Genomic DNA, 22,741 nt, shown 5'->3' with positions numbered 1-22,741 from the left:
CAAATGCGGGTTCGAGACCCAGTAGACTATTCGAGTATTTTGCTTGGAGTCGTTTGTCGCGTTCTTTCTTGTTATCGGTCTCTCGATAGAGGATCCATCATTCAATCGAACTACGACAAATGAAAGCTTTAGTTGCAGCTAAAGCCTGGGTCTCACATTACCCGAAACTGGGAATTAAGTGTAATTAGGTGGGTTTATTATCCATACAAGCCATTTATGGCGATTAAGATGAATGTTGAACAAGTGACGTTAAAAATATATCGCTCATTATTTTTTCTTAATAATGAAGGTAAGATAAGTGCTGCTGTGATAAAAGCGATGCCAAAAGAAAATAACCACGGATCATTGATAAGATAGTTATATGCAATAATACCAAGTGGCACAGCGAGTAATGTGCCTTTTAAACGAGAAAGACCTCTATCTATCACACCGCCAAAACTGCCAACTAAAGTAATTAATAGCGCTGTTGTCGTTGCCCAAGAAGGGCTTTCTAAATCTAAATACATTGCCGTCAATGTACAGCCCGACAATGCCAAACCCATTCTAATGCCAGCCATGACTTCGGCATTAGTAAAATCTGGAATTAGCCAACGCCAACTTGAGATCTTACTTGGCGACAGTGCCATTATTCAATAACAACAGAAGCGGTAGAACCGGAAAACAGATGCAACTGCTGTACTCGTTGCTGATCATCAAATTCAATGGTTACAGGCACTCGTTGCGCTAATCGTATCCAAGGAAATGTTTGCTGTACATCTGGTAACTGTTGGCTCCCTTTGGTCTCATTGTTATTATTGATCCCGCGCGCAATACTGATCACTGTCCCGTTTAGAATAATGTCGTCTCGCCCCATCAAACGTATTCTGGCCTTTTGACCAGATCGCAACTCTCTTATGCGAGTTTCCTCAAAATATGCCTTAACTGTAAAACTATTGAGATCGATAAGTGCAAGCACCTGCTGCCCAGGTGTAACCACCTGACCCTGGGTAAAGTCTAGAGCTGATATGTAACCTGCATGCGGTGCATAAATCTTTGTACGCTTAATATTGAGCTGTGCTTGGGAAAGATCTGCTGTTAACACTTTTACCTCAGCTTGCTGCTCTTTTACCGAAGTATTTGCTTTTTCTCGTTCATCTTCTGATACCAGATTGCCTCTGATCCCCAATAGCCGCAGTTCTTCGTCTTGCAATAGCTTTAACTGATACTCCCCCTGCTCTAGCGCCGCCCTTGCTTTAGCCAATGCAATAACTTGATCATCTCCCTCTAGTTCAAACAGTAATTGATCTTTACTCACTCTCTCGTCAGTGCTCACGTGTATTTGCTTTACCTTACCGGCAATTTGACTTGCAATATGAGAAATATCAGCATGAACACGCGCGTCACGCGTCCAAGGTGAAACCATATAGAAAACCCATAGGTAATAACTAAACCCAATAGATGCTAATACCAGTATAATAGTCATCACTAAGGCTCTATCTATTTTCATATCGGCCATCTCAATAAAGCAACCCGACCAAAATGAACCAAGGTAATAGTTAAGATCCAAGTTGATACGGCAACATAGCCACTTAACTCAACTGGAATGGCAATAATATGGAAAAATTTGGACTTTCGAGCTGATAGCCAAAATACAGATCCCCAAAAGAACGTCACAAAAAATGGCGTAATATAAAGGCTACCAAACAACGAAGTTTCGAACATATAGATATTCCCTATCTGTTGTCCCAAAGAGCAATACTTGTAAAGTGTTATAATTTTCTAGTGATAACCCTAAGTATTTAAAATTGAATTACTGATTAAAGTTATAGACTTAAAGTAGTACTTTTGCCTATAAATTTGACGAATAACTAACAGAGGTGCAGTTTACCTCGTCACGTAAAATGTCATTCTACAAACGAACTGTGATAGATATTGTATTGGGGAGACAATAGATAAAATTTTGCGTTCAAAGGGACTAGAGCGCTACTGCATAATTATATTATAACTGCTGAACTGCTAAGGTCTTGAGTGCTTACTAAGGGATAGGCTAATCTAGCGTATTTAAGACTTATTTATGCTTCTCGCTCTACTCTGCACTCATATGAGCCCATCTCAAACTCTCGGCAGATCCACGGCCTATTTTCGTAAATAGAACACATCAAAGTTTCTCTATCGAGGGCGGCGCACCAACCATCATCTAAACGAAGCATTGTTTCAGCACCCCATTCATCGGTCGCTATATAGGTTTCTGGAACGCCAGTATCAGTGATTATCATCACTTCTAACCGACAACAGCATGCTTGGCAGTTAGAACAAGTGACTTCAGGTTCAGATACATTCTTAATGTTAATGGTCATGCGGATCACAATATTGAATAATCGTACATTTTACCTCAAATCTGTGCAATTAAACACGCAGTAATGGCAATAACCATCCACGAGATGGTTAAATGATACCGAAACAAAATCACAGTACTTTAAAGCTAAGGACTGTATTTTTTCATGTACGGTTTATTCAGTATGCTTCTAGCCAAGCCTTGACTGGCGACTATAACAGATAATATTTATAGATAGCTTTACAGCTCAAACAAAACGTCAGAACAGATAATGTACTTAACACCTTTAGTGATTGGTACCGAACTATGAATACAATGCGACGGGTGCATTAGGTGTGGAAAGCACAGCACACTACCAGCGGGGGTTATAATATCCACATTATTAATTTGATCATGCGCTTTTGCTGGTTTGGAAGCACCTTCAGCATTAACCAAGAAACGGGTCTCTGCGCCTTAAAATTCTTCACTCAATAGCATCAAGAATGTCATTTGACTAAAGCGCTCAGGATAAGCGTTAGCAATAAGTTCATTATCTATAATACGAATCCCTGGCCACGCACCATCTGATGCGGCTTAAAATAATCATCTTGTCCATATCGATAAAATCGAAAGCGGGCGTTTGTCCCTAACGCTTTACTACCGTTAAATAACCTTTGTCTGTCGCCCATTAAATGTGCAATACGTTGCCAGATTATTCCATCAGTCTGCTCATTTACAATCCATGTAAAGCTATCATTATGGCGTCCGCTTCTCGGTAACGAAACCGCTGTATCCGGCAAAAATTCAAGTTGTTCACTAATTTCGATAAGACTACTACACTCAGTTTTAGACAACACATTAAGCAATTGAAATGCGCCGGGCACCTCTTGCAGCTCCTTTACATCTACCTGCATTGAAGAATATTCAACACTCAAATTGGCAGGATTTTTATTAGTATTTTCCCATATTGGCAATGCAGCATGCTCAGCCCCCATCTCAAATACTGCAACATAGAAAGGATTTAGGTCTATTTTCTAGATTCATAACGTTTTTACTATATTTTTGATTTCGAACTGCAAATAGCAAGTATCTTCTATTTGCCATGAATTAATTTAGTAGCCGATATGCGCACATGCATGCGAACTTAGCGCTTATTTACTGAATACTCTTACCAGGGAAAACTGTCGGTGATCCGCAGGCCTCCATGAAAGCCAAATCCACTTTGTTTGGCACCAACCCACGAGCCAGCGCCTCCATTTGCTGTGCAATATCTGCTCCACCAAATACCAAAGCACTCAACCCGTATGGGCTATTGTTGGCTCGATCTATAGCTTCAGAAATATCATTAAAACGGCTTATCGCGACAACAGGGCAAAGGTTCCATCTTGTGCTAGTAACATATCAGTAGTGATATTAGTTACGACTGTTGGCTGAATAAAAGGCGGTTGATAATCAGCATGAACTAACAAGAATTTCGCTCCTTTTAGTTCAGCATCTTTAAGATGCGAAACAACTTTGCAGTGTTGTTTAGCATTAACCATTGGGACAATATTGACACCAAGTTTATCCCACGCCCCAAGCTGATATCGGCTAGCTAATGCCACTTCCTTTTGTTCAAACTCTTCAGCAATGCGTTGTTCGACGTAAATACGCTTGGTGGAGGTACACATCTGTCCGGCATTTTCAAACGAGCTTGCGACAGCAAATTGCACCGCTTTGTCAATATTAACACTAGCCATCACGATCATGGGATCGTTACCGCCTAGCTCCATGACTAACCTTTTAAGTGATGACGCGGCGCTCGCCATAATGTGTTTACCTGCTGCTAATGAACCAGTAAAGGCCACCATTTTGACATCACAGTTCACTAATGCTGTACCGGTATCACCACCATAGGCTATCTACAATAAACCATCAGGCAATACTTAATTTAGCGTTTTGACAAACAGATCTGCAACTAAAGGCGTCTCCTTCGAAGGTTTTAAAATAACGCTATTACTGGCCATTAGAGCTGGCAGTAGTAAGTTATTAGCCATGGCCAATGGGTCATTCCAAGGAGAGAGCTGTGATCGGCCAATCGCTGTCACTTATGAAATTACCAAGTTTGGCCGTACCGCTTTAGACATTTTGGAAAAGCTCAAGAGTTGGACTGAAGATAATCATTTTTAGTGTTGATGTCATACAACAAAAAACCGCACTGCCTTTGTTGGAAATGCGGTTTTGATGGAGGTTAGTTAGCAGAGAGTAAACACAAAGGTTTAAACACTCAACTTAGCAATCAAGTACGTCAGTTGGTACCCTCACCCAGCCTTCCATTAACACTCGCGCACTTCGGCTCATCACTGCTTTGTTTACTTTCCATTGGCCTGCGACTTGGCTAGCTTGCGCGCCCACTTTAAGCGTACCTGACGGATGACCAAACAGCACTGACTCACGTTCTACATTACCAGCGGCTTGGCTTACCAAGGTACCTGGTATCGCCGCCGCGGTGCCAATAGCCACAGCTGCGGTGCCCATCATTGCATGGTGTAGCTTCCCCATAGACAATGCGCGTACATTTAGGTCAATATCTTCCTTGTCTATCGCCTTACCGCTAGAAGATACGTAATCGATAGGCGCTGCCACGATAGCGATCTTTGGTGTGTGCTGGCGAGCCGCGGCTTCATCAATGTGCTTTATAAGACCCATTTGCACTGCACCATAAGCTCGGATAGTTTCAAACATGCTCAGGGCTGCCTGATCGCTATTTATCGCTTCTTGTAACTCTGCACCGCTATAACCTAAATCCCTTGCATTGATAAATATCGTTGGAATGCCTGCATTGATCATCGTCGCTTTCACACTGCCACTTGATACGATATCGGTTGGTAAAACCAAATCATCTACCAGATTACCGGTAGGGAACATAGCACCTTCACCATCGGCAGGATCCATAAACTCGACCTGTACTTCTGCCGCAGAAAAGGTCACTCCATCTAATTCAAAATCACCCGTTTCCTGCACTTCACCATTGGTCATAGGCACATGGGCGATAATGGTTTTACTGATATTTTTCTGCCAAATCCGCACAACAGCAATGCCATTATCTGGTACACGGCTCGGATCGACTAAGCCACTGCTAATCGCAAACGAGCCAACCGCAGCAGATAAATTGCCACAGTTACCACTCCAATCTACAAAAGGTTTATCAATGGCTACTTGGCCAAACAGATAATCAACATCGTGATCGGGCTCGTTACTCTTGTCCACAATGACCGTTTTACTGGTACTTGATGTCGCTCCCCCCATGCCATCAGTCTGTTTCTGGTAGGGATCTGGACTACCGATCACCCGCAGTAATAATGAATCCCTCACTTTACCAGCGATCTGCGCAGCAACAGGAAGATCAGTTAAGTTGAAAAATACGCCTTTACTCGTGCCACCGCGCATATAGGTTGCTGGCACTTTAATCTGAGGTGAATGTACTTTTTTAATTGTCATATTAGGTTACCGCTACAGTTCTTTATATATCCGAGAGTTAACTTTTATTGCTAAAGTAAACAACCGCGTAAATATCTGCATGTAAAGATCAGATAATTTGGTTTCTGTACTCTTAAAAACTAAAGTTAATCAGCATTGAGCTTCGATGCCAAAAAGCCACCGAAGCTATTAAAAATACAGCTACCTTCAACGATACGCTTTAACTTGCTGAAGACCCTATACTTTATGCGGCTGAAGACTCTAAAAAGTCTTGCGCGAAGCGCTGTAAAATCCCACCAGCTTCATAGATAGAGACCTCTTCGGCTGTATCTAATCGACACTTAACAGGGATCTCAACAATTTCACCGTTTTGACGAGTCATGATTACCGTTAATGCAGCTCCTGGTGTACGTTCGCCAATCACGTCATAGGTTTCAGTACCATCAATTTGGTAGCTATGGCGGTTCTCGCCATGAGTGAATTCAAGCGGTAGTACTCCCATCCCAACTAAGTTTGTTCGGTGGATACGCTCAAACCCTTCAGCAACGATAACTTCAACCCCAGCAAGGCGGACACCTTTAGCTGCCCAGTCTCGACTTGATCCTTGTCCATAGTCCGCTCCAGCGATAATGATCAATGGCTGCTTACGGTCCATATAAGTCTCGATCGCTTCCCACATACGTGATTCAACCCCTTCAGGTTCAATACGAGCATAAGAGCCCTGCTTGATTTCAACTTCGCCACCCTTCCCGATCTGGGTCACCATCTCGTTAAACAATTTTGGGTTAGCAAAGGTTGCACGCTGTGCTGTTAAATGATCACCGCGATGAGTAGCATAGGAGTTAAAATCAACTTCTGGCAGTCCCATCTTATCGAGATAAGCCCCAGCGGCACTATCTAGCATAATCGCATTAGAAGGCGATAAATGGTCAGTCGTAATGTTATCTCCCAATACTGCTAATGGGCGCATGCCTTTCATGGTTCTCTCACCTGCCAGTGCACCTTCCCAATAAGGAGGGCGGCGAATATAGGTGCTTTGTGGACGCCAATCATACTGAGGATCATTATCGGTGCCGTACTCAACTTTAATATCGAACATCGGCTCATAGACTTTTCGGAACTGCTCTGGCTTAACGCTTTTGGCAATTACCGCATCAATCTCTTCATCGGTCGGCCACAGATCTTTAAGCAAAATATCCTTGCCATCAGCATCAGTTCCCAGCACGTCTTTTTCGATATCAAAACGTATAGTGCCGGCAATGGCATAGGCAACCACAAGAGGTGGTGATGCTAAAAATGCTTGTTTAGCATAAGGGTGGATACGACCATCAAAGTTACGGTTGCCAGAAAGCACTGCCGTTGAATAAAGATCGCGTTCAATAACCTCTTTTTGAATAACAGGGTCGAGCGCGCCGCTCATGCCGTTACAGGTAGTACATGCAAAGCCAACAATTCCAAAACCAAGTGCTTCAAGTTCAGGTAATAAGTTGGCATCTTCAAGATATAACTGCACCGCTTTTGAGCCTGGAGCTAATGAGGTTTTCACCCAAGGTTTACGCGTTAAACCTTTAGCATTAGCATTACGAGCAAGTAAACCTGCAGCAATCACGTTGCGTGGATTAGAGGTATTGGTACAGCTGGTAATTGCCGCAATAATACACGCGCCGTCAGGCATCAACCCGTCTTCGTTTTCAACTACACCACTAATGCCTTTTTTAGCGAGATCACTGGTTGATACTCGGCGATGCGGATTTGACGGACCTGCGATATTACGGCCAACACTTGATAAGTCAAAACGCAGCACCCGTTCATATTCAACTTCGCTGAGCGTATCAGCCCAAAAACCCGCTTGTTTGGCATAGGTCTCGACTAACTTAACTTGCTTATCATCACGGCCTGTAAGTGTTAAATAATCTATGGTCTTATCATCGATGTAGAACATCGCTGCAGTTGCGCCAAATTCAGGCGTCATGTTAGAGATCGTTGCTCTATCGCCTAAAGTAAGATTGGCCGCGCCCTCACCGAAAAATTCTAGGTAAGTTGACACCACTTTCTCACTGCGCAAAAACTCAGTGATTGCCAAAACAATATCCGTTGCGGTAATACCCGCTTGGCGTTTACCCACCAGCTCAACACCAACAATATCAGGCAGACGCATATAAGATGGGCGACCAAGCATTACGCTTTCGGCTTCTAGACCGCCGACGCCAATAGCAATAACCCCTAATGCGTCAACATGAGGAGTGTGGCTATCAGTACCCACTAAAGTATCAGGGAAAGCGACACCGTCGCGGGCTTGGACAACGGGAGACATCTTCTCAAGGTTGATTTGGTGCATGATGCCGTTACCAGGCTGGATCACATCAATATTTTTGAACGCCGTTTTGGTCCAGTTGATAAAGTGAAACCTGTCATCATTACGTCTATCTTCAATGGCACGGTTTTTATCAAAAGCATCTTTCTCGAACCCCGCATGCTCTACCGCCAGTGAGTGATCAACAATAAGTTGTGTTGGCACTACGGGGTTAACTTTTGAAGGGTCGCCGCCTTTATCGGCTATGGCATCGCGCAGGCCCGCAAGATCCACCAAGGCTGTTTGGCCAAGAATATCGTGACAGACTACGCGCGCAGGATACCAAGGAAAATCCAAATCGCGTTTGCCTTCAATGATCTGCTTAAGGCTGTCGGTTAAGGTTTCTGGACTGCAGCGGCGAACTAAGTTCTCAGCATATACACGGGAGCAATACGGTAACTTTTTAAAGGCATTCGGACTGATGGCATTGACGGCCTCTTCAGTATCGAAAAAATCTAACTCGGTACCAATCAGGGGTTTACGGTAATTTGTGTTCATAGGGCGTTCCACATCAATGGTGATATTTAAGGCACTTTACTTTTAATTGAGATGAAAAATATAAACCTGAAAATATCTTTTATAATTATAATGATAAACTCAAAAGAGACAGTGGATGCTGTCTCTCTTACTGATCGCTATGACTATCTTTCACTGATAGGGGAAACCTTACGCGGCTCACTCCCAGTATAATCAGCACTTGGACGTATGATTCGGTTATTTGATCGTTGCTCCATCACATGGGCTGCCCACCCCGTTAAGCGCGAGCATACAAATATCGGCGTGAATAACTTAGTTGGGATCCCCATAAAATGGTAAGCCGATGCATGGAAGAAATCAGCGTTACAAAATAGTTTCTTGGTGTCCCACATGAACTCTTCACAAGCGACAGAGATATCATATAGCGATGTATCACCAAACTCGGCAGCGAGTTTTTCAGACCAAGCTTTAATAATCACATTACGTGGATCAGAGGTGCGGTAAATTGCATGGCCAAAGCCCATGATCTTCTCTTTACGCTCAAGCATACCGGCCATTTGCTCTTTAGCATCGCTGGGAGAGCTAAACTGCTGGATCATGTCCATTGCCGCTTCGTTTGCACCACCATGCAGTGGCCCACGCAGAGTGCCGATTGCACCAGTAATACAAGAATACATATCAGATAAAGTCGATGCACAAACGCGTGCAGTAAATGTCGATGCGTTAAACTCATGCTCAGCATAAAGAATCAAAGATACATCCATCACACGTCTATGTTGCTCAGAAGGCGCCTTACCATTCAATAAATGTAGGAAGTGACCGCCAATCGAATCTTCATTCGTCACACAATCAATCTCAACACCTTCATGGGAGAATTTGTACCAGTAACACATAATCGCCGGAAAAGCTGCCAGCAGTCGATTAGCAGCTTTGTTCTGCTCTGAAAAATCGACTTCAGGTTCTAGGTTACCGAGAAATGAACAGCCAGTGCGCATCACATCCATTGGATGTGCATCAGCAGGAATACGTTGCAATACTTCCTTTAATGCTTGAGGTAGATCACGCTGTGAAAACAGCTCAGTCTTATAATGATCAAGCTGAGTTTGATTAGGTAGCTCTCCGTTAAACAGTAAATATGCAACTTCTTCAAACGTTGCGTTGTCAGCAAGATCAGACACATCGTAGCCACAATAAGTCAAACCTGAACCTGATTTACCCACAGTACAAAGCGCAGTTTCACCAGCACTTTGACCACGAAGACCCGCACCACTCAATTTTTTATCAACCATGACTGTATTCCTTTTCAATTTATATTGCTGGTGGCTTAACTTTACGTACTAAGCCCCGCATTTTTATATTTTTGTGCTTAAGTCAGCTCCTCAATGCTGCGAGGTGTAATTGCTGACACAAGTTGTAAGGTTTGGCTGGCTAATGACAGCCACTTTTACTGACTAAATTTTCAAATAATTAGAGATTCTTACCTTCGGCGAACAAGCTATCTAGCTTTTGCTCATAATCGTGATAACCAAGGTAGTCGTAGAGATCCATGCGTGTTTGCATTGAATCAACTACCGCTTTTTGATCGCCATGCTCAAGAATCGAGCTATATACCATTTCTGCCGCTTTATTCATCGCTCTAAACGCACTCAATGGATAAAGCACCATTGAAGCCCCCCACTCACCAAGCTGTTCTTTATTCCACAGTTCGGTTTGACCAAACTCGGTAATATTGGCAAGAATAGGCACATCCAGTGCTTCACTAAATGCGCGATAATGCTCTTCGGTCTTTACCGCTTCAGCAAAAATACCGTCAGCGCCTGCTGCAACATAGGCTTTAGCACGTGCAATCGCGGCCTCTAGCCCTTCTTGTGCGAATGAATCAGTGCGCGCCATGATGAAAAAGTCTGCGTCTGTGCGAGCATCAACGGCCGCTTTAATACGATCAACCATCTCTTCAGTTGACACGATCTCTTTATTAGGTCGGTGGCCGCAGCGCTTCTGCGCAACTTGATCTTCCATGTGCACAGCGGCTGCACCCGCTTTTTCCATATCACGAATAGTTTTAGCAATATTAAATGCGCCGCCCCAACCCGTATCGATATCAACCATTAACGGTAAGTCACAAGCAGAAGTGATACGCTGCACATCAACAATTACGTCATTTAATGAGGTCATACCTAGATCAGGTAAACCATAAGAGGCATTAGCGACGCCGCCACCTGATAGGTATATAGCCTGATGACCAATCTTTTTTGCCATCATGGCTGAATAAGCGTTGATGGTACCGACTATTTGTAATGGACTATTGGCTGCTAAGGCCTCACGAAACTTCTTACCTGCGCTCATGTGGTGCTCCCTTTGTTATGGCTCAACTAACTTGTCATTATTCGATGCTGTAACAAGCTAGATTAAAGAAAAATAAATTAGTGATTTAACTGTCTATTGATTACAACTTTATGTTTCAAGATTAACTTCTACAAATTCAGCTTATTTTCGATACTCGATTTTGAGTACAAAATATGTCGGCGCATCAGCATCTCTGCAAGTTCTGCGTCGCGATTACAGATCGCTTGAACAATATGTTTATGCTCATCGAATGCCGTTGTTACCCGTGGGCCACTCATACCTAGTTGCACACGATACATACGTACTAGATGATAAATCCCATCGGTTAATATAGAGATAAGGTGTTTATTTTTACTGCCGAGGATGATGCGATAATGAAAATCGACATCGCCAGCTTCTTGGTAGTATGTTTTTCCAGACTGGACTTTGTCGAAATGGCTATTGAGTAGAGCCTGTAGATCGGCTATTTCACCGTCGGTCATATTCTGTGCAGCCAAGCGTGCAGCCATCCCCTCAAGCGACTCGCGAACTTGATAAAGTTCTATCAAGCCTTCGGGAGTTAAGGTAACAACTCTGGCACCAACATTCGCTTTTCGTTCGACCAAATGACTTGCTTCTAAACGGTTTATCGCTTCTCGAATAACTGCGCGGCTAACCGCATATTTTGTCGACAACTCAGTTTCACTAAGCTTAGAACCAGCAGCGATATCGCCTTCTACGATGTCTTTTCTTAGTTGGAAAAAAGTCTTATCTGCTGCTGTGACGGGCTGTTCAGTAAAAAAGGTCATATAAAAAGACTTGATAGTTTAAAACTAGATTGTCGACAATTTATCGCCATTATGTGACCAAGTCAACACTTTGAGGCAATATTGTCGACAAAAACCGAGTCAAGTAGGCACTACACTTTATTGTTTAAAAGAAGCGATTGGAGCGTTTAAATTTACAGGCTAGAAGAATAAAAAGAGGTGAGGAACTACCAATAAAATACAGAAACACTTTATCAAAAAACATTAAAAAACCATATATACAACGACTTAACACCTCACCACCTGCCAGTACACTTGGTGTCACTAGCATAAAAACATTTTACAACACAATAGAGTAAAGACAAAAAACCAACCACCCCAGCTAAGATTAAACGATTAATAGGATATCGTTCTAGCACAGATTAGTGTCGACAATATTGATAGTCACCTACTCTCACCGTAGCAATTCTTCCAATTTAAGCCAAACCCGTCCAATCATTGTTGGCTTGATAGTACAATCTAATATTGATCGGTTAGGAGAATAAGTGTGCTAGTCGACACTGAAGGTGACACCGCAGCAGCCTTGGTCACAACAGCAGCGTACATCCCCTGATACTTAGTCATCGTCACAGCAAAAGCAACATCAAGTTCAGCACTCATTAATCGCTCCTCAGCACTGTAAACTTCAGCGAGAGCATTTGCGCAGTAAGCTGCGTCATAGGGATAAATATGACTAAGCTCCCCACCTGCAAAAGTATGTTGGTATTCTCTCGACTCAGCGGCTAGCAGAGCGAGCTTAACTTTTGATAAGTGTACTTGAGCTGCACTGAGATTTTTCTGTGCCGTAAGTAGATCAACATTAAGGTTATCTGTAGAACTCGCTTGGGACAATGCCGGTGTATTATGACTTCTGCTGTTCGGTAAATTAGCATTCTGTTCTTCAGAACACCCTACCAAAATAGCGCCATATAAACAGCCAATAACAAGGTGTGTTATACCTGTCTTTTTCAATGTAGCCTCCCTCAAAATCCGTTTCAATTTGAGTATAAGTAGATGTCGAACTGATTGATTTGCGCTCAATATACGCCATTTTTTTAAAAGTCATACTCGTAACAATACTGGGAAAACCTGATAGTTCGTTAAAGTTTGATGACGCGCAAAACAGCATATACTCCGTCAATAAATAGCAACTGAATCCAACAATTAATACCGCTTACTCGGACTGGTAACATCATTCAGTATTAAACTTTATTCACTCCATAAACGCATCGTGATTTATCGGGAACTCCATGTTTGTTTAAACCGTAAAGCACTAAAAAAAACGAGAATCTCAACAGTTAACAAAACTCCTAATTCCAAAAAACTCGATCGTATTCGTTGTTTTATTATCGTCAGGTCCAAGATCGTCAGGCATAAAAAAAAGCCGCACATTGCTCTAGCAAAGTGCGGCTTCTTAATGACGATTACTTAATTATACTGACCGTACTCGATGAATAACCGTATACATTACCGGTGTAACAATGAGAGTCAGAATTGTCGCGAATGTTAATCCTGCCATCATCGCCACAGCCATCGCTTGGAAGAACCCATCAGTGATAAGTGGGATCATACCTAAAACTGTCGTTACCGCAGCCATACTTACTGGACGAACCCTTGAAACTGAAGCATCAATTACCGCGAGGTAATCTTCTTTCCCCTCATGGATCTGCAGCTTAATTTCCTCAACTAACACGATAGCATTTTTAATTAACATGCCAGTTAAGCTCATCGTGCCAAGCAGTGCTAAAAAGGTAAATGGCATATTCGCACCGTAGAGTCCAACAACCACACCGATGATCGCAAATGGTACAACAGTCCAAATAACCGCAGCATCTTTGAATGAGCTAAAGAGCAACACAGTAATAAGGATCATAACCAAATAACCACCACCCAATTTTTCACCGATCGCTACTAGTGCATCCATCGACGTCTCATGCTTACCACCCCAGTGCATGCTATAACCTTCAGGTAATTCAATCGCCTCTACTTCAGCTTTAAATGACTTTTGAACAGCTGCCGTGGTTAACGTCCCCATCTGGTCTTCATCAGCCATCGCCATCACGGTGCGCACTCTGTCACGACGCATAATGACTGGATCTTCAAACTCTATGTCAAAACGATGAACGACTTGAGATAGGCTCACGTATTTATTGAGCTGATTACTCCAGATCTGCAACTCCATAATGCCATTGATATCAGTACGCTCCACTTCCGGTGGACGTACAATAATTGGCATTAGATCTGAGCCATCACGGTATAAACCAACACTGCGACCTGAGAAGTTAGCCAGTAGCACGTTATCTATCTGCGCCTTACTGATCCCTAGCGTTCTCGCGGCTTCTACGTTAAATACAGGGCGGACAACTTTTGTTCGTTCACGCCAATCATCACGTACTGCAGTCGCACCTTCGCTTGCAGCCATTATCGCTTTCGCCTTGGCAGACAATTCTCTTAACACGTCAGGATCTGGACCTTGGAAACGAGCTTCTATACGACCATCAGGCGCTGGACCCATTTCGAAACGTTTGAAGTTATAGTTTGCCCCAGCAAAATTACTTTCAAGCATGCCACGCACATCACGCATGACATCAAGCAGGCTATCCATATCTTTAACAGTAACCATTAGGTTGCCGTAATTGTTGTACATCTTTTCAGGCTTATAAGCCAACATAAAGCGTACATGTCCTCCACCGACACTAGAAGCAACTTGAGTCACCTCTGGGTGACTCAATACCAGGTCTTCCATCGCTTTAATTTCTGACGCTGTCGCTCGGATATCTGTATTGTAGGGTAACCAGGTATCGACCATAAATTTAGGTAGATTCATCGGCGGGAAGAATTCATTCTTCAACATACCAAAGCCTTTTACAGAACCTAATAGCAAAATAACCAACAATAGCATGGTCTTCTTTCTATGACGTATGCACCCTTTTAAGAACTTTCTGTAAGAGGTAAACACAATACCTTTGTAAGGATCGACTTCATCACCGGCTTCTGCTGGCTTTTCATTTTTGAAAAACATTGCCGCAAGGAATGGCGTGGTTGTGATTGCAGTGATCCAACTTAACGTCAAAGAGATCAATACTACCCAGAACAGTGTACCAATCAATTCACCCGATATATCTTCTGATAAACCAATCGGTGCGAATGCTGTCACCGCAATAACTGTAGCACCGAGCAATGGCCACTTTGTTTGTTCAACAATATCAATCGCGGCGCGAAAACGGTTTTTGCCTCGCTGCATACCGACCAGAATACCTTCCACCACAACAATGGCGTTATCAACCAACATACCTAGCGCAATGATCAGTGCACCTAATGAGATCCGCTGTAAATTAATCCCCATTTGCTCCATGAAGATAAACGTACCAGTCACAGATAAGATCAGTACGATCCCAATGATAATGCCACTTTTCAAGCCCATCGTTAGTAGCAGTACACCAATAACAATCGCTACCGCTTCAACAAGGCTCCACACAAAACCATCGACGGCTTTTTCTACTTGTACAGGCTGGTTGTAGATGTTCTCCATCTCAATGCCGATCGGTTGCTTGTTAAGCATACTGTCGATATGTGCCTGAACACGGCTACCAACCTTAATTACGTTTTCGCCCGGCATAAATGACACACCAAACTCAAGTGCTGGAAGTCCGTTCATTGACATGAGCTTTGTCGGTACTTCGACATAGCCTTGACTGATCTCAGCGACATCCCCTAGTAATATCCTAGCCTCAGAGCCAACAGGGCTAATCACCAGATCTCTTAACTCACTGATGTCCTGAAACTCACCGGTAGGATAGAGTCTTACTGTGTCATTTTGAATTCTGATCCGGCCAGCATTTGATACTGAGTTTTGGCTCTGCAATAAAGCAGCAATATGATCTATCGGAATATTCAGTGCAGAGATTTTACTGTTTGAGATCTCAACAAAAACTTGCTGCTGCTGAACACCACCAATAACAACTTTACTGACTCCATCAAGCGTAACCACATCCCGTCGAAGTTGATCGGCGAACTGTTCCAGTTCAGCCATATCATAGCCTTTACCGGTGATCCCCCAAATCATGCCGTATACATCACCAAAGTCGTCATTGACTATTGGTTCTCCAGCCCCTGGCGGTAAGGTTTTTAGATCGCCTATTTTACGCCGAACCTCATCCCAGATCTGCGGTAGATGAAGACTGGTATATTCGGACTCCATCATTACATCAACTTGAGATAACCCAGCAGTGCTTACAGACTTAATCCACTTAACCGACGGAAGTTGCTGCAATGCATTTTCAATCAGCAGAGTAACTTCCTCTTCAACTTGCTCTGGAGAGGCGCCAGGATAACTAGTAACAATCAGTGCAGAGCGAGGAGTAAACTCAGGATCTTCTAACCTACCTAGGTCTTTAAACGCAAGAATCCCCCCAACAAGCAACACCATAATGATTAGCCAGCTAACCACGGAGTTACGCATCGAATAACCCGCGATACCACCACCAAGGCATTCCTTTTCTACATCCTCAGTTAAGCTTTGCTCTTTTGAAAAAGTAGTCATTAAATACCTCGCTCACGCTTAAGTTCTTTAACTTGCTGGTTTTCACTGATCAAGTAAGTACCCGCAGTAACCACTTTATCACCAGCCACTAAACCAGAATCAACAACAGCTCCTGTCGCTAAAAGACTCAATACATTAACTTCACGAAGATGAGTCTTATAGTTGCTATCAACCACCCAGACATATTTATTATCATCGCTAAGCTTCTTAGTTTCAGGGCTAAACAGAGCACTCATCGGAACAATAACCGCGCTATCTGTAGCCAATTTTTCGTCAGTAATCACGGTATTAACATTGGCACTCATACCTGGCAATGCACGCATATCAGCAGGAACCTCAACAGATAGCGTCACCCTAAAGCTCAGTGCTCCGAGTGTGGTTGATTTACGCATCTCCTTAAAAGTGGCAACGAGTGGTCTATCTGGGTAACTATCAAGAACAACTTGAGTTGTTATCGCTTTGAATTTTTCAGGGTCGAACTGTTTTAACAGCTGCTCGGGTAGGTCAAACTGAATATCACTTAAGCGATCGTTTTGAAACTCTACAATTGCTTGAGTTGCTGCGATATGGTCATGATTTTCACCGTATTTTTTAGCTACGATTCCATCATAAGGAGCATAGATTTTAGTATACTTTAGATTTTGACTTGCTCTATCGAGCCTTGCTTTTGCCATCAACATCTCTGCACGAGAGGTATCAAATTCAGCTTTAGTTGCTAAGCCTTTCGGTACAAGAGTTGAATTACGTTCATGCTGAGAGACAGACAGTTCATACTTTGCTTTGGCATTATCCAATAAAATATTGAAATCAGTTGGATCTAATTCTGCAATTAGGCTGCCTTTCTCAACGCGATCTCCCTCAATAACATAATGTTTAGTTATCTGGCCCGATACTCTAAACGCAAGGTCAGTACTCTCATTTGCAGTAACCTGAGCTGGAAAAGAGCGTTCAACATTCGCCGCTACACTCTCTACAATGGCCATTTTCACAGGTCGAACAGTTTCGTTAGTTTGTTGTTCTGTTTTAGGTTCAGCACAACCTATCAATGAAGAAGTAGCAAGTGCTATTGTTGTTAGTAACAGTCGATTAGTTATGGTTGTCATTAGTACTCCGCAAGCAAGAATCTCACAAGCTAAACACACCAAGATGTTCATCAGTGAGCCGTTCTAATAGATCCCCACCTATCACGACTAACCTAATTATTGTAAAAAACAAGATTAAACATCTGATTTTAAACAATAATAACCTTGAGGCATCCAACTCGCATTTAAATAATGGCGGAATATTAGCAATATAATTTGTATTAGGCCGCGCGCCACAACGCACTACATCAATAACAGGAGGTTTTACTAGTGATAGCAGCTAACTTGATTTTGTGCGGAACCACCGCGGTTCCATAACCTGTCTGAAGACAAAAACCGGAGTACTAAATATGCTGCACGTTATCAAAAGTTGCTATACGCGTTCAGCTGAAGATGCTTGTTTCAGAGGCTGTGTGCCAGTTCATTTCGAGGCGCATTGCAGTAGAAATGGTTATTCCCCTTTAAGTTAGTGCACCAACGAAGTGGTTTATTCGATGTAATTCTAATGAGCCACTGTCTGAGCAATGCGTTAAAACAGGTATTGATGAATTCATATCCCCCAGGATTAATGATCAATATAATGCAGGTCGCCAACATTGGGCTTGAATCGAGCCAAACTTAGCCTGTAAACCTTGATGGAGAACCGACTTCAAGCCAGAAACATACCATTTCAATCATCCCTTAGGCTGTCTATTTAGTGCTAGCTGATGACTCGTCAGAACTAGGTTAATTATCGAATCTACAAACCAAAAAAAGCAGCACTTAGTGCTGCTTTTTTATTTATGTTAAGTCTGTAGCTTAACGGGCATAAATGTTAAATCATTGACTTATCGCATCGTTAACTTGCCAATTGCCACCTAGCGCCTTGTGCAGTGCAATGGTCATATTCGCAGTTTGAAGTTTCGCGGCGACCACTCGGTCACGCATCATATTTTGTTGACGCTGTGCATCAAGAATAGACAAATAATCACTCAACCCTGCTTTGTAAAGTGACTGAGCTTTATTAACCGCATTGGTCGTTTCAGCCGAAGCTTCGCTCACCAAAGCTACATATTGCTGGCTCTGACCATATCCATGAAGTAACGTTTCTACCTCGCCAAATGCCGCAATGACTGAATGCTGGTAACTTAATACGCTAGCATCGAACCTAGCCTCTTGCATCTCAACAATGGCATCACCTCTGCCGCCATCAAACACATTCCAACTTACGCCCACACTCCCGAGCCATGACACAGAATCACTGTTAAATAGATCGTCAAAATCCTTAGCCAGTACACCTGGAGCTCCAGTTAAAAATACTTTTGGATACTGCGCTGCAATGGCCGCTGCACGCTCTTCATTTAACGCCGCCATCTCTCTCTCAGCAATTCGAATATCCGGACGACGTTCTAACAGATCTGCAGGCAAGCCAGTCGGGATTATGCCACTAAAGTTTGGTAGTGGTTCGTCTTGCTTAAACCGAGAGTGGCTCTGCTTTGGTGTTTCTCCCAGTAAAATAGCCAAGCGTTGCAAATGAACATTTTCAGCGATTTCTAGCTGCGGGATCACCGCTTTTGTCGCTGCCAGTGCAGCTTTAGCTCTAGATTCGTCAAGCTTTGAGCCATAACCGCTCTTTACCATTAACTTAACTAATTCTAAGGTTTTACTTTGGTCATCACTGGTTTTTAAGGCTATTTTTTTACGCTCTTGCGCCCCTCTCATCTGCAGGTAATTATGGATCACATCAGAAGTGATCAAGGTGGTTAAACCTTCACGCATAATCACCATCTGCTCCTTACGAATAGCAGCAGCACTGGCTTGTCGGTCAATTCGTCCAAACAGGTCGACTTCCCAGGCAATGGTCGCCCCAACAAAGAAAGCACTATTATTGTCCTCAACAAGACCCAATTCTTCTCCACTAACCGGATGTTTAGCAGTGATAGCACCACCAAGTAACGGGTCATTTTCACTTATCTGAAAATTACCGAAACCCGCGCCAATATTTACAGTTGGCACCTTAAACGACTCAATAGTACTTTGATATGACTGCGCCATGCGGATCCGTTGTGCCGCTATTTTCAAGGGAATGGCTTGATTCTGTGCATCTAAAACCAACTGATTAAGGGTTGGATCTTCAAAGCTCTTCCACCATGCATTATCTGTTTGCTCTGCATACTGCCCAGCTTGAGTTCCCTGAACGCCTTGGTAGAGGTATTCAGTTTCAAGTGTGCTTGTTGGCTGCGTATAATCGGGGCCAACAGCACAACCTGAAAGCATCATTGCTATTGCAAGCGGTGCGAGTTTTATAAGTTTCATATTATTTTTGCTCCACTGTCGCAGTCGTTAAGGCTATTTCGTTATTTTTATTGTCATCTGCTTTGCTTTCGTCTTCTAGATGCTCTGAGTTTCTATAAAACAGGCAATAGAAGGCTGGCATAATAAACAGTGATAGCAATGTTGCCGCGGCTAGCCCGCCAATGATGGTGGCAGCCATTTGATCAAATAGCCGGTCACTTATTAACGGGATCATTCCTAAAGCAGTAGTCAGTGCTCCCATTGATATCGCCATGGTTCGATTTAACGTGGCAGATTTAACTGCTTCTCTTAATGGGATCTTCTTAGCTCGCTCCAGTTCAATTTGATCCATGAGTACAATGCCATTTTTAATGATCATCCCTGATAAAGTCACCGCACCAATAAGCGCCATAAAACCAAATGGCTTATCAAGCAACAATAGCGTCCAGGTTGCACCAATAGCAGCCAGTGGCAGCGTAATTAAAATGATGATCGGTTGCTTAAAGCCATTAAACATTGCAACCATGATGACCACCATCATCAAAAGTGCTTTCGGCATTTGGCTTAACGTATCAGTAATCGCACGATTCTCATCGTAGTATTCACCGCCCCACTCAAAGCTATAACCAGCTGGTAGCTCTATAGCTTCAATCTGATCCTTGATTTGATTCCTCACTTCAGCGGGCGTCGCATCAAATACATCAGCTTGTGCAGTGATAGTTGGCACTCGATTGCGACGCCAGATCATGCTCTCTTCAGGTTTAAGCTCAAATTTATCAACCACTTGGCCTAACGGTACGCTATGAGTACCTAACAAAGACTTTACTGGCAGAGTATCTAAGTAACTTAAGTTGGCGTTTGCACTCCTAAAACTGATTGGGATCAGTTGATCGCCTTGGTTTAATGTCCCTAGCGTTACTCCTTCTGATGCTCGCTTTAATGCTAATGAAATATCAGTTCTGTTGATCCCAGCCCTGCGCGCTTGTTCTTGATTAATAACAGGTTCAATCACCTTGCTTTGTTGACGCCAATCATCTCTTACGGATTTTGTATTGGCGTTAGCTTGCATGATTGCTTGTGCTTGGTTCGATAAGTCATGCAAGACTGCAGGGTCTTTACCACTAAAACGCGCTTCAATGCTGAACTTATCCTTTGTCGCTAATTTAAGCGCTCTAAATCTAGGTTCAGAGTTAGTGAAGTTTTGCGCTAACCAACTCTCGCCGCGTTTTGTTAAAGGCTCTATCCCCTCAAAATCCTTAACATTTATGACAATCTGTCCGTAACTTGAGTCAAAAGGTTCAGGCTCAACAGTCACAGAAAACCTTGGTGCGCTCGCGCCTACATAGCTAGAAATGCTGCTTATCTCTGGTTGTTGCAATAACCAATCTTCAATTTTCTTCATATCAGATGATGTTTTAGCTATATCACCACCATTAGGTTGCCAATAATCTAAGAACACCATAGGCCTATCAGAGCTTGGAATAAAATTCACGGCAACATAAGGAACAGCCAGTGCTGTGACCAGTAATAGTGGTACGACTAATGAGATAGCCTTAACAGGATTCATCACAGTCCAAACAACTGCTTGTTGATAACGACTTACTTTTTCTTCCTGTTGGTCATTGTTTAGCTTTGGCTTAATCCATAGCCAGCATAAAAGTGGCGTGAGAGTGACCGCAACAATCCATGAAAACAGTAAAGATGCACAAATAATGAGGAACACAGAACTTGCAAATTCACCTGCATCGGTTTGTGAAAAAAGTACCGGGGTCGAGCCCATGATTGCAATAATGGTTGCAGCGAGTAGCGGCTTTGAGGTTTCTTTAACAGCATCGATAGCCGCTTTTGTGCGCTCTACACCTTTATTTAACTTAACAATAAACAGATCGGTAATAACAATCGCATTATCAACAAGCATACCCAATGCCAGTACAAACGTTCCTAGAGAAACACGCTGAAGATCAACACCTGCGAGGTACATGTAGATGAATGTCAATAAGATGGTAAACAGTAGACTGCCGCCGACGATTGTGGCACTTTTAAAGCCCATAAAAATCAGCAGAACTGCAAATACAATCGCCACACTTTCCAGTAAATTAGTCACGAAATCGGCAATCGACTTCTCAACTTCATCAGGCTGAAATGCAATGGTTCCGATCTCAATACCTACGGGTAACTCTTGTTGATACTCAGCAATAATTTGACTCATTGTATCGCCAAGATTGACCACATTGATGGCTTTGACTGGGCTTACTGCCAGGGTGACTGCTGTTTGTCCATTATAACGGCTTATGCTGGTTGCAGGGGTTTTGTAAGCCAAGCTTATATCGGCAATATCTCCAAGTCGAAGTAAGCCAGTACTATAGTGACCAATCCCGCCTTTAATCGTTAGATTTTTAATATCCTCAATCGATTTAAAATCACTACTCTGTTGAACTCTAATACGTTCGCCACTTGCTTCAAAACTACCACTGTCGTAAGTCAGGTTTTGGGTTGTTAGCTGATTAATAACTTGAGCCGAAGAGATCCCATATTGGGCTAAACGCTCTTCAGGTAGATCAACATAAATTGCTTGGGTTTGAACACCATGCAGCTCAATTTTCTTAATACCATCAACAGTTTTAAAACGGCGTTGCAGCTCCTTGGCATACTGACGTAGCGCTTCTGGTTCAGCGTTTTCACCATAAACACTGAAAAGCATGCCATAAACTTCAGAAAACTCATCTTGAACCACACTGATTTGCGCGGTTGCTGGCAATGTCAGCTTTACATCGCTCACTTTACGGCGCAATAGATCCCACTGCTGCGGTAACTCATCGGAATTAGTGGTTTCCTTTAGGTCAATGAATATCATTGAGCTGCCTGGGCGGGACAATGAGCGTAATTTCCACATCGCTCCCATCTCTTGTAATTTTGTCTCTACCTTATCAGTGACTTGCTCCTCTACCTCCTTTGCGGATGCACCAGGGTACAAGGTAACCACAACCGCACTTTTCACTGTAAATGAAGGATCTTCAAGCTTACCAAGCTCAAAATAGGAAATAATCCCGACGACCACACAAAGCACGCTAAAAAATATAACAAACAAACGTTGCCTAATTGCAAATTCTGCTAAATTCATAAAAGCCT

The 22,741-nt window shown here is 43.0% G+C and carries 14 protein-coding genes and 2 pseudogenes; 1 reads left to right on the top strand and 15 read right to left on the bottom strand.

Annotated elements, in window-relative coordinates; translation table 11 throughout:
• Nucleotides 1-197: 197 nt before the first annotated feature.
• The 5 genes and pseudogenes from SWP_RS10960 to SWP_RS10935 form a co-directional block, all read right to left on the bottom strand.
• Nucleotides 198-626 carry an FUSC family protein gene (locus SWP_RS10960; RefSeq protein ID WP_020912544.1) on the bottom strand — a complete coding sequence of 143 codons (429 nt, stop codon included), beginning with the start codon at nt 624-626 and terminating at the stop codon, nt 198-200.
• Complete coding sequence (locus SWP_RS10955) at nt 626-1,486, bottom strand: efflux RND transporter periplasmic adaptor subunit (RefSeq protein ID WP_044555855.1); 861 nt, start codon at nt 1,484-1,486, stop codon at nt 626-628. The genes SWP_RS10960 and SWP_RS10955 overlap by 1 nt, the downstream gene beginning before the upstream one ends.
• 565 nt (nt 1,487-2,051) lie before the next feature.
• Nucleotides 2,052-2,336, bottom strand: coding sequence for a YkgJ family cysteine cluster protein (locus tag SWP_RS10945; RefSeq protein WP_044555853.1), 285 nt, complete (start codon nt 2,334-2,336; stop codon nt 2,052-2,054).
• Nucleotides 2,337-2,847: 511 nt separating this feature from the next.
• Entirely contained in the window at nt 2,848-3,288 is a 441-nt protein-coding gene (locus SWP_RS24755) for a 2OG-Fe(II) oxygenase family protein (RefSeq protein ID WP_020912539.1), read from the bottom strand.
• Between the two features lie 156 nt (nt 3,289-3,444).
• Nucleotides 3,445-4,356, bottom strand: a pseudogene (locus SWP_RS10935) (aldehyde dehydrogenase family protein); the annotation flags it as partial.
• A 4-nt stretch (nt 4,357-4,360) separates the two neighbouring features.
• On the opposite strand from SWP_RS10935, the pseudogene SWP_RS24445 reads away from it, so the two are divergent.
• Nucleotides 4,361-4,462: pseudogene (locus tag SWP_RS24445) on the top strand (winged helix-turn-helix transcriptional regulator); the annotation flags it as partial.
• Nucleotides 4,463-4,564: 102 nt separating this feature from the next.
• On the opposite strand, the gene prpF reads toward SWP_RS24445, so the two are convergent.
• From prpF to SWP_RS10885, 10 genes are all read right to left on the bottom strand, one after another.
• Nucleotides 4,565-5,773, bottom strand: coding sequence for a 2-methylaconitate cis-trans isomerase PrpF (gene prpF, locus SWP_RS10930; RefSeq protein ID WP_020912534.1), 1,209 nt, complete (start codon nt 5,771-5,773; stop codon nt 4,565-4,567).
• A 223-nt stretch (nt 5,774-5,996) separates the two neighbouring features.
• The gene (gene acnD / locus SWP_RS10925; protein ID WP_020912533.1) at nt 5,997-8,603 is read right to left on the bottom strand and encodes a Fe/S-dependent 2-methylisocitrate dehydratase AcnD; all 2,607 of its coding nucleotides are present in this window, start codon (nt 8,601-8,603) and stop codon (nt 5,997-5,999) included.
• A 143-nt stretch (nt 8,604-8,746) separates the two neighbouring features.
• Nucleotides 8,747-9,871, bottom strand: coding sequence for a bifunctional 2-methylcitrate synthase/citrate synthase (prpC, locus tag SWP_RS10920; RefSeq protein WP_020912532.1), 1,125 nt, complete (start codon nt 9,869-9,871; stop codon nt 8,747-8,749).
• Between the two features lie 178 nt (nt 9,872-10,049).
• A complete protein-coding gene (prpB, locus tag SWP_RS10915; protein ID WP_020912531.1) occupies nt 10,050-10,928 on the bottom strand; it encodes a methylisocitrate lyase in 879 nt (292 codons plus the stop codon).
• A gap of 128 nt (nt 10,929-11,056) precedes the next feature.
• Complete coding sequence (locus SWP_RS10910; protein WP_020912530.1) at nt 11,057-11,716, bottom strand: GntR family transcriptional regulator; 660 nt, start codon at nt 11,714-11,716, stop codon at nt 11,057-11,059.
• 477 nt (nt 11,717-12,193) lie between these two features.
• Nucleotides 12,194-12,685, bottom strand: a complete 492-nt coding sequence (locus tag SWP_RS10905; RefSeq protein ID WP_020912529.1) for a hypothetical protein — start codon at nt 12,683-12,685, stop codon at nt 12,194-12,196.
• Nucleotides 12,686-13,145: 460 nt separating this feature from the next.
• A complete protein-coding gene (locus tag SWP_RS10900) occupies nt 13,146-16,256 on the bottom strand; it encodes an efflux RND transporter permease subunit (protein ID WP_020912528.1) in 3,111 nt (1,036 codons plus the stop codon).
• A complete protein-coding gene (locus SWP_RS10895; RefSeq protein ID WP_020912527.1) occupies nt 16,256-17,359 on the bottom strand; it encodes an efflux RND transporter periplasmic adaptor subunit in 1,104 nt (367 codons plus the stop codon). Before SWP_RS10895 ends, SWP_RS10900 begins: the two co-directional genes overlap by 1 nt.
• 798 nt (nt 17,360-18,157) lie before the next feature.
• A complete protein-coding gene (locus SWP_RS10890) occupies nt 18,158-19,633 on the bottom strand; it encodes an efflux transporter outer membrane subunit (RefSeq protein WP_020912526.1) in 1,476 nt (491 codons plus the stop codon).
• A gap of 1 nt (nt 19,634) precedes the next feature.
• Nucleotides 19,635-22,733, bottom strand: coding sequence for an efflux RND transporter permease subunit (locus tag SWP_RS10885; RefSeq protein WP_020912525.1), 3,099 nt, complete (start codon nt 22,731-22,733; stop codon nt 19,635-19,637).
• Nucleotides 22,734-22,741 lie beyond the last annotated feature (8 nt).

Origin of the sequence: Shewanella piezotolerans WP3 (assembly GCF_000014885.1) — a bacterium.
In the GTDB taxonomy this organism is placed as follows: Bacteria; Pseudomonadota; Gammaproteobacteria; order Enterobacterales; family Shewanellaceae; genus Shewanella; species Shewanella piezotolerans.
This window is presented reverse-complemented; position numbering and strand designations above follow the sequence as displayed.

Coding starts and splice junctions, on each gene's coding strand:
- SWP_RS10960 (WP_020912544.1), bottom strand. CDS start 626: ATGGCACTGTCGCCAAGTAAGATCTCAAGTTGGCGTTGGCTAATTCCA.
- SWP_RS10955 (WP_044555855.1), bottom strand. CDS start 1,486: ATGAAAATAGATAGAGCCTTAGTGATGACTATTATACTGGTATTAGCA.
- SWP_RS10945 (WP_044555853.1), bottom strand. CDS start 2,336: ATGACCATTAACATTAAGAATGTATCTGAACCTGAAGTCACTTGTTCT.
- SWP_RS24755 (WP_020912539.1), bottom strand. CDS start 3,288: ATGGGGGCTGAGCATGCTGCATTGCCAATATGGGAAAATACTAATAAA.
- prpF (WP_020912534.1), bottom strand. CDS start 5,773: ATGACAATTAAAAAAGTACATTCACCTCAGATTAAAGTGCCAGCAACC.
- acnD (WP_020912533.1), bottom strand. CDS start 8,603: ATGAACACAAATTACCGTAAACCCCTGATTGGTACCGAGTTAGATTTT.
- prpC (WP_020912532.1), bottom strand. CDS start 9,871: ATGGTTGATAAAAAATTGAGTGGTGCGGGTCTTCGTGGTCAAAGTGCT.
- prpB (WP_020912531.1), bottom strand. CDS start 10,928: ATGAGCGCAGGTAAGAAGTTTCGTGAGGCCTTAGCAGCCAATAGTCCA.
- SWP_RS10910 (WP_020912530.1), bottom strand. CDS start 11,716: ATGACCTTTTTTACTGAACAGCCCGTCACAGCAGCAGATAAGACTTTT.
- SWP_RS10900 (WP_020912528.1), bottom strand. CDS start 16,256: ATGACTACTTTTTCAAAAGAGCAAAGCTTAACTGAGGATGTAGAAAAG.
- SWP_RS10895 (WP_020912527.1), bottom strand. CDS start 17,359: ATGACAACCATAACTAATCGACTGTTACTAACAACAATAGCACTTGCT.
- SWP_RS10890 (WP_020912526.1), bottom strand. CDS start 19,633: ATGAAACTTATAAAACTCGCACCGCTTGCAATAGCAATGATGCTTTCA.
- SWP_RS10885 (WP_020912525.1), bottom strand. CDS start 22,733: ATGAATTTAGCAGAATTTGCAATTAGGCAACGTTTGTTTGTTATATTT.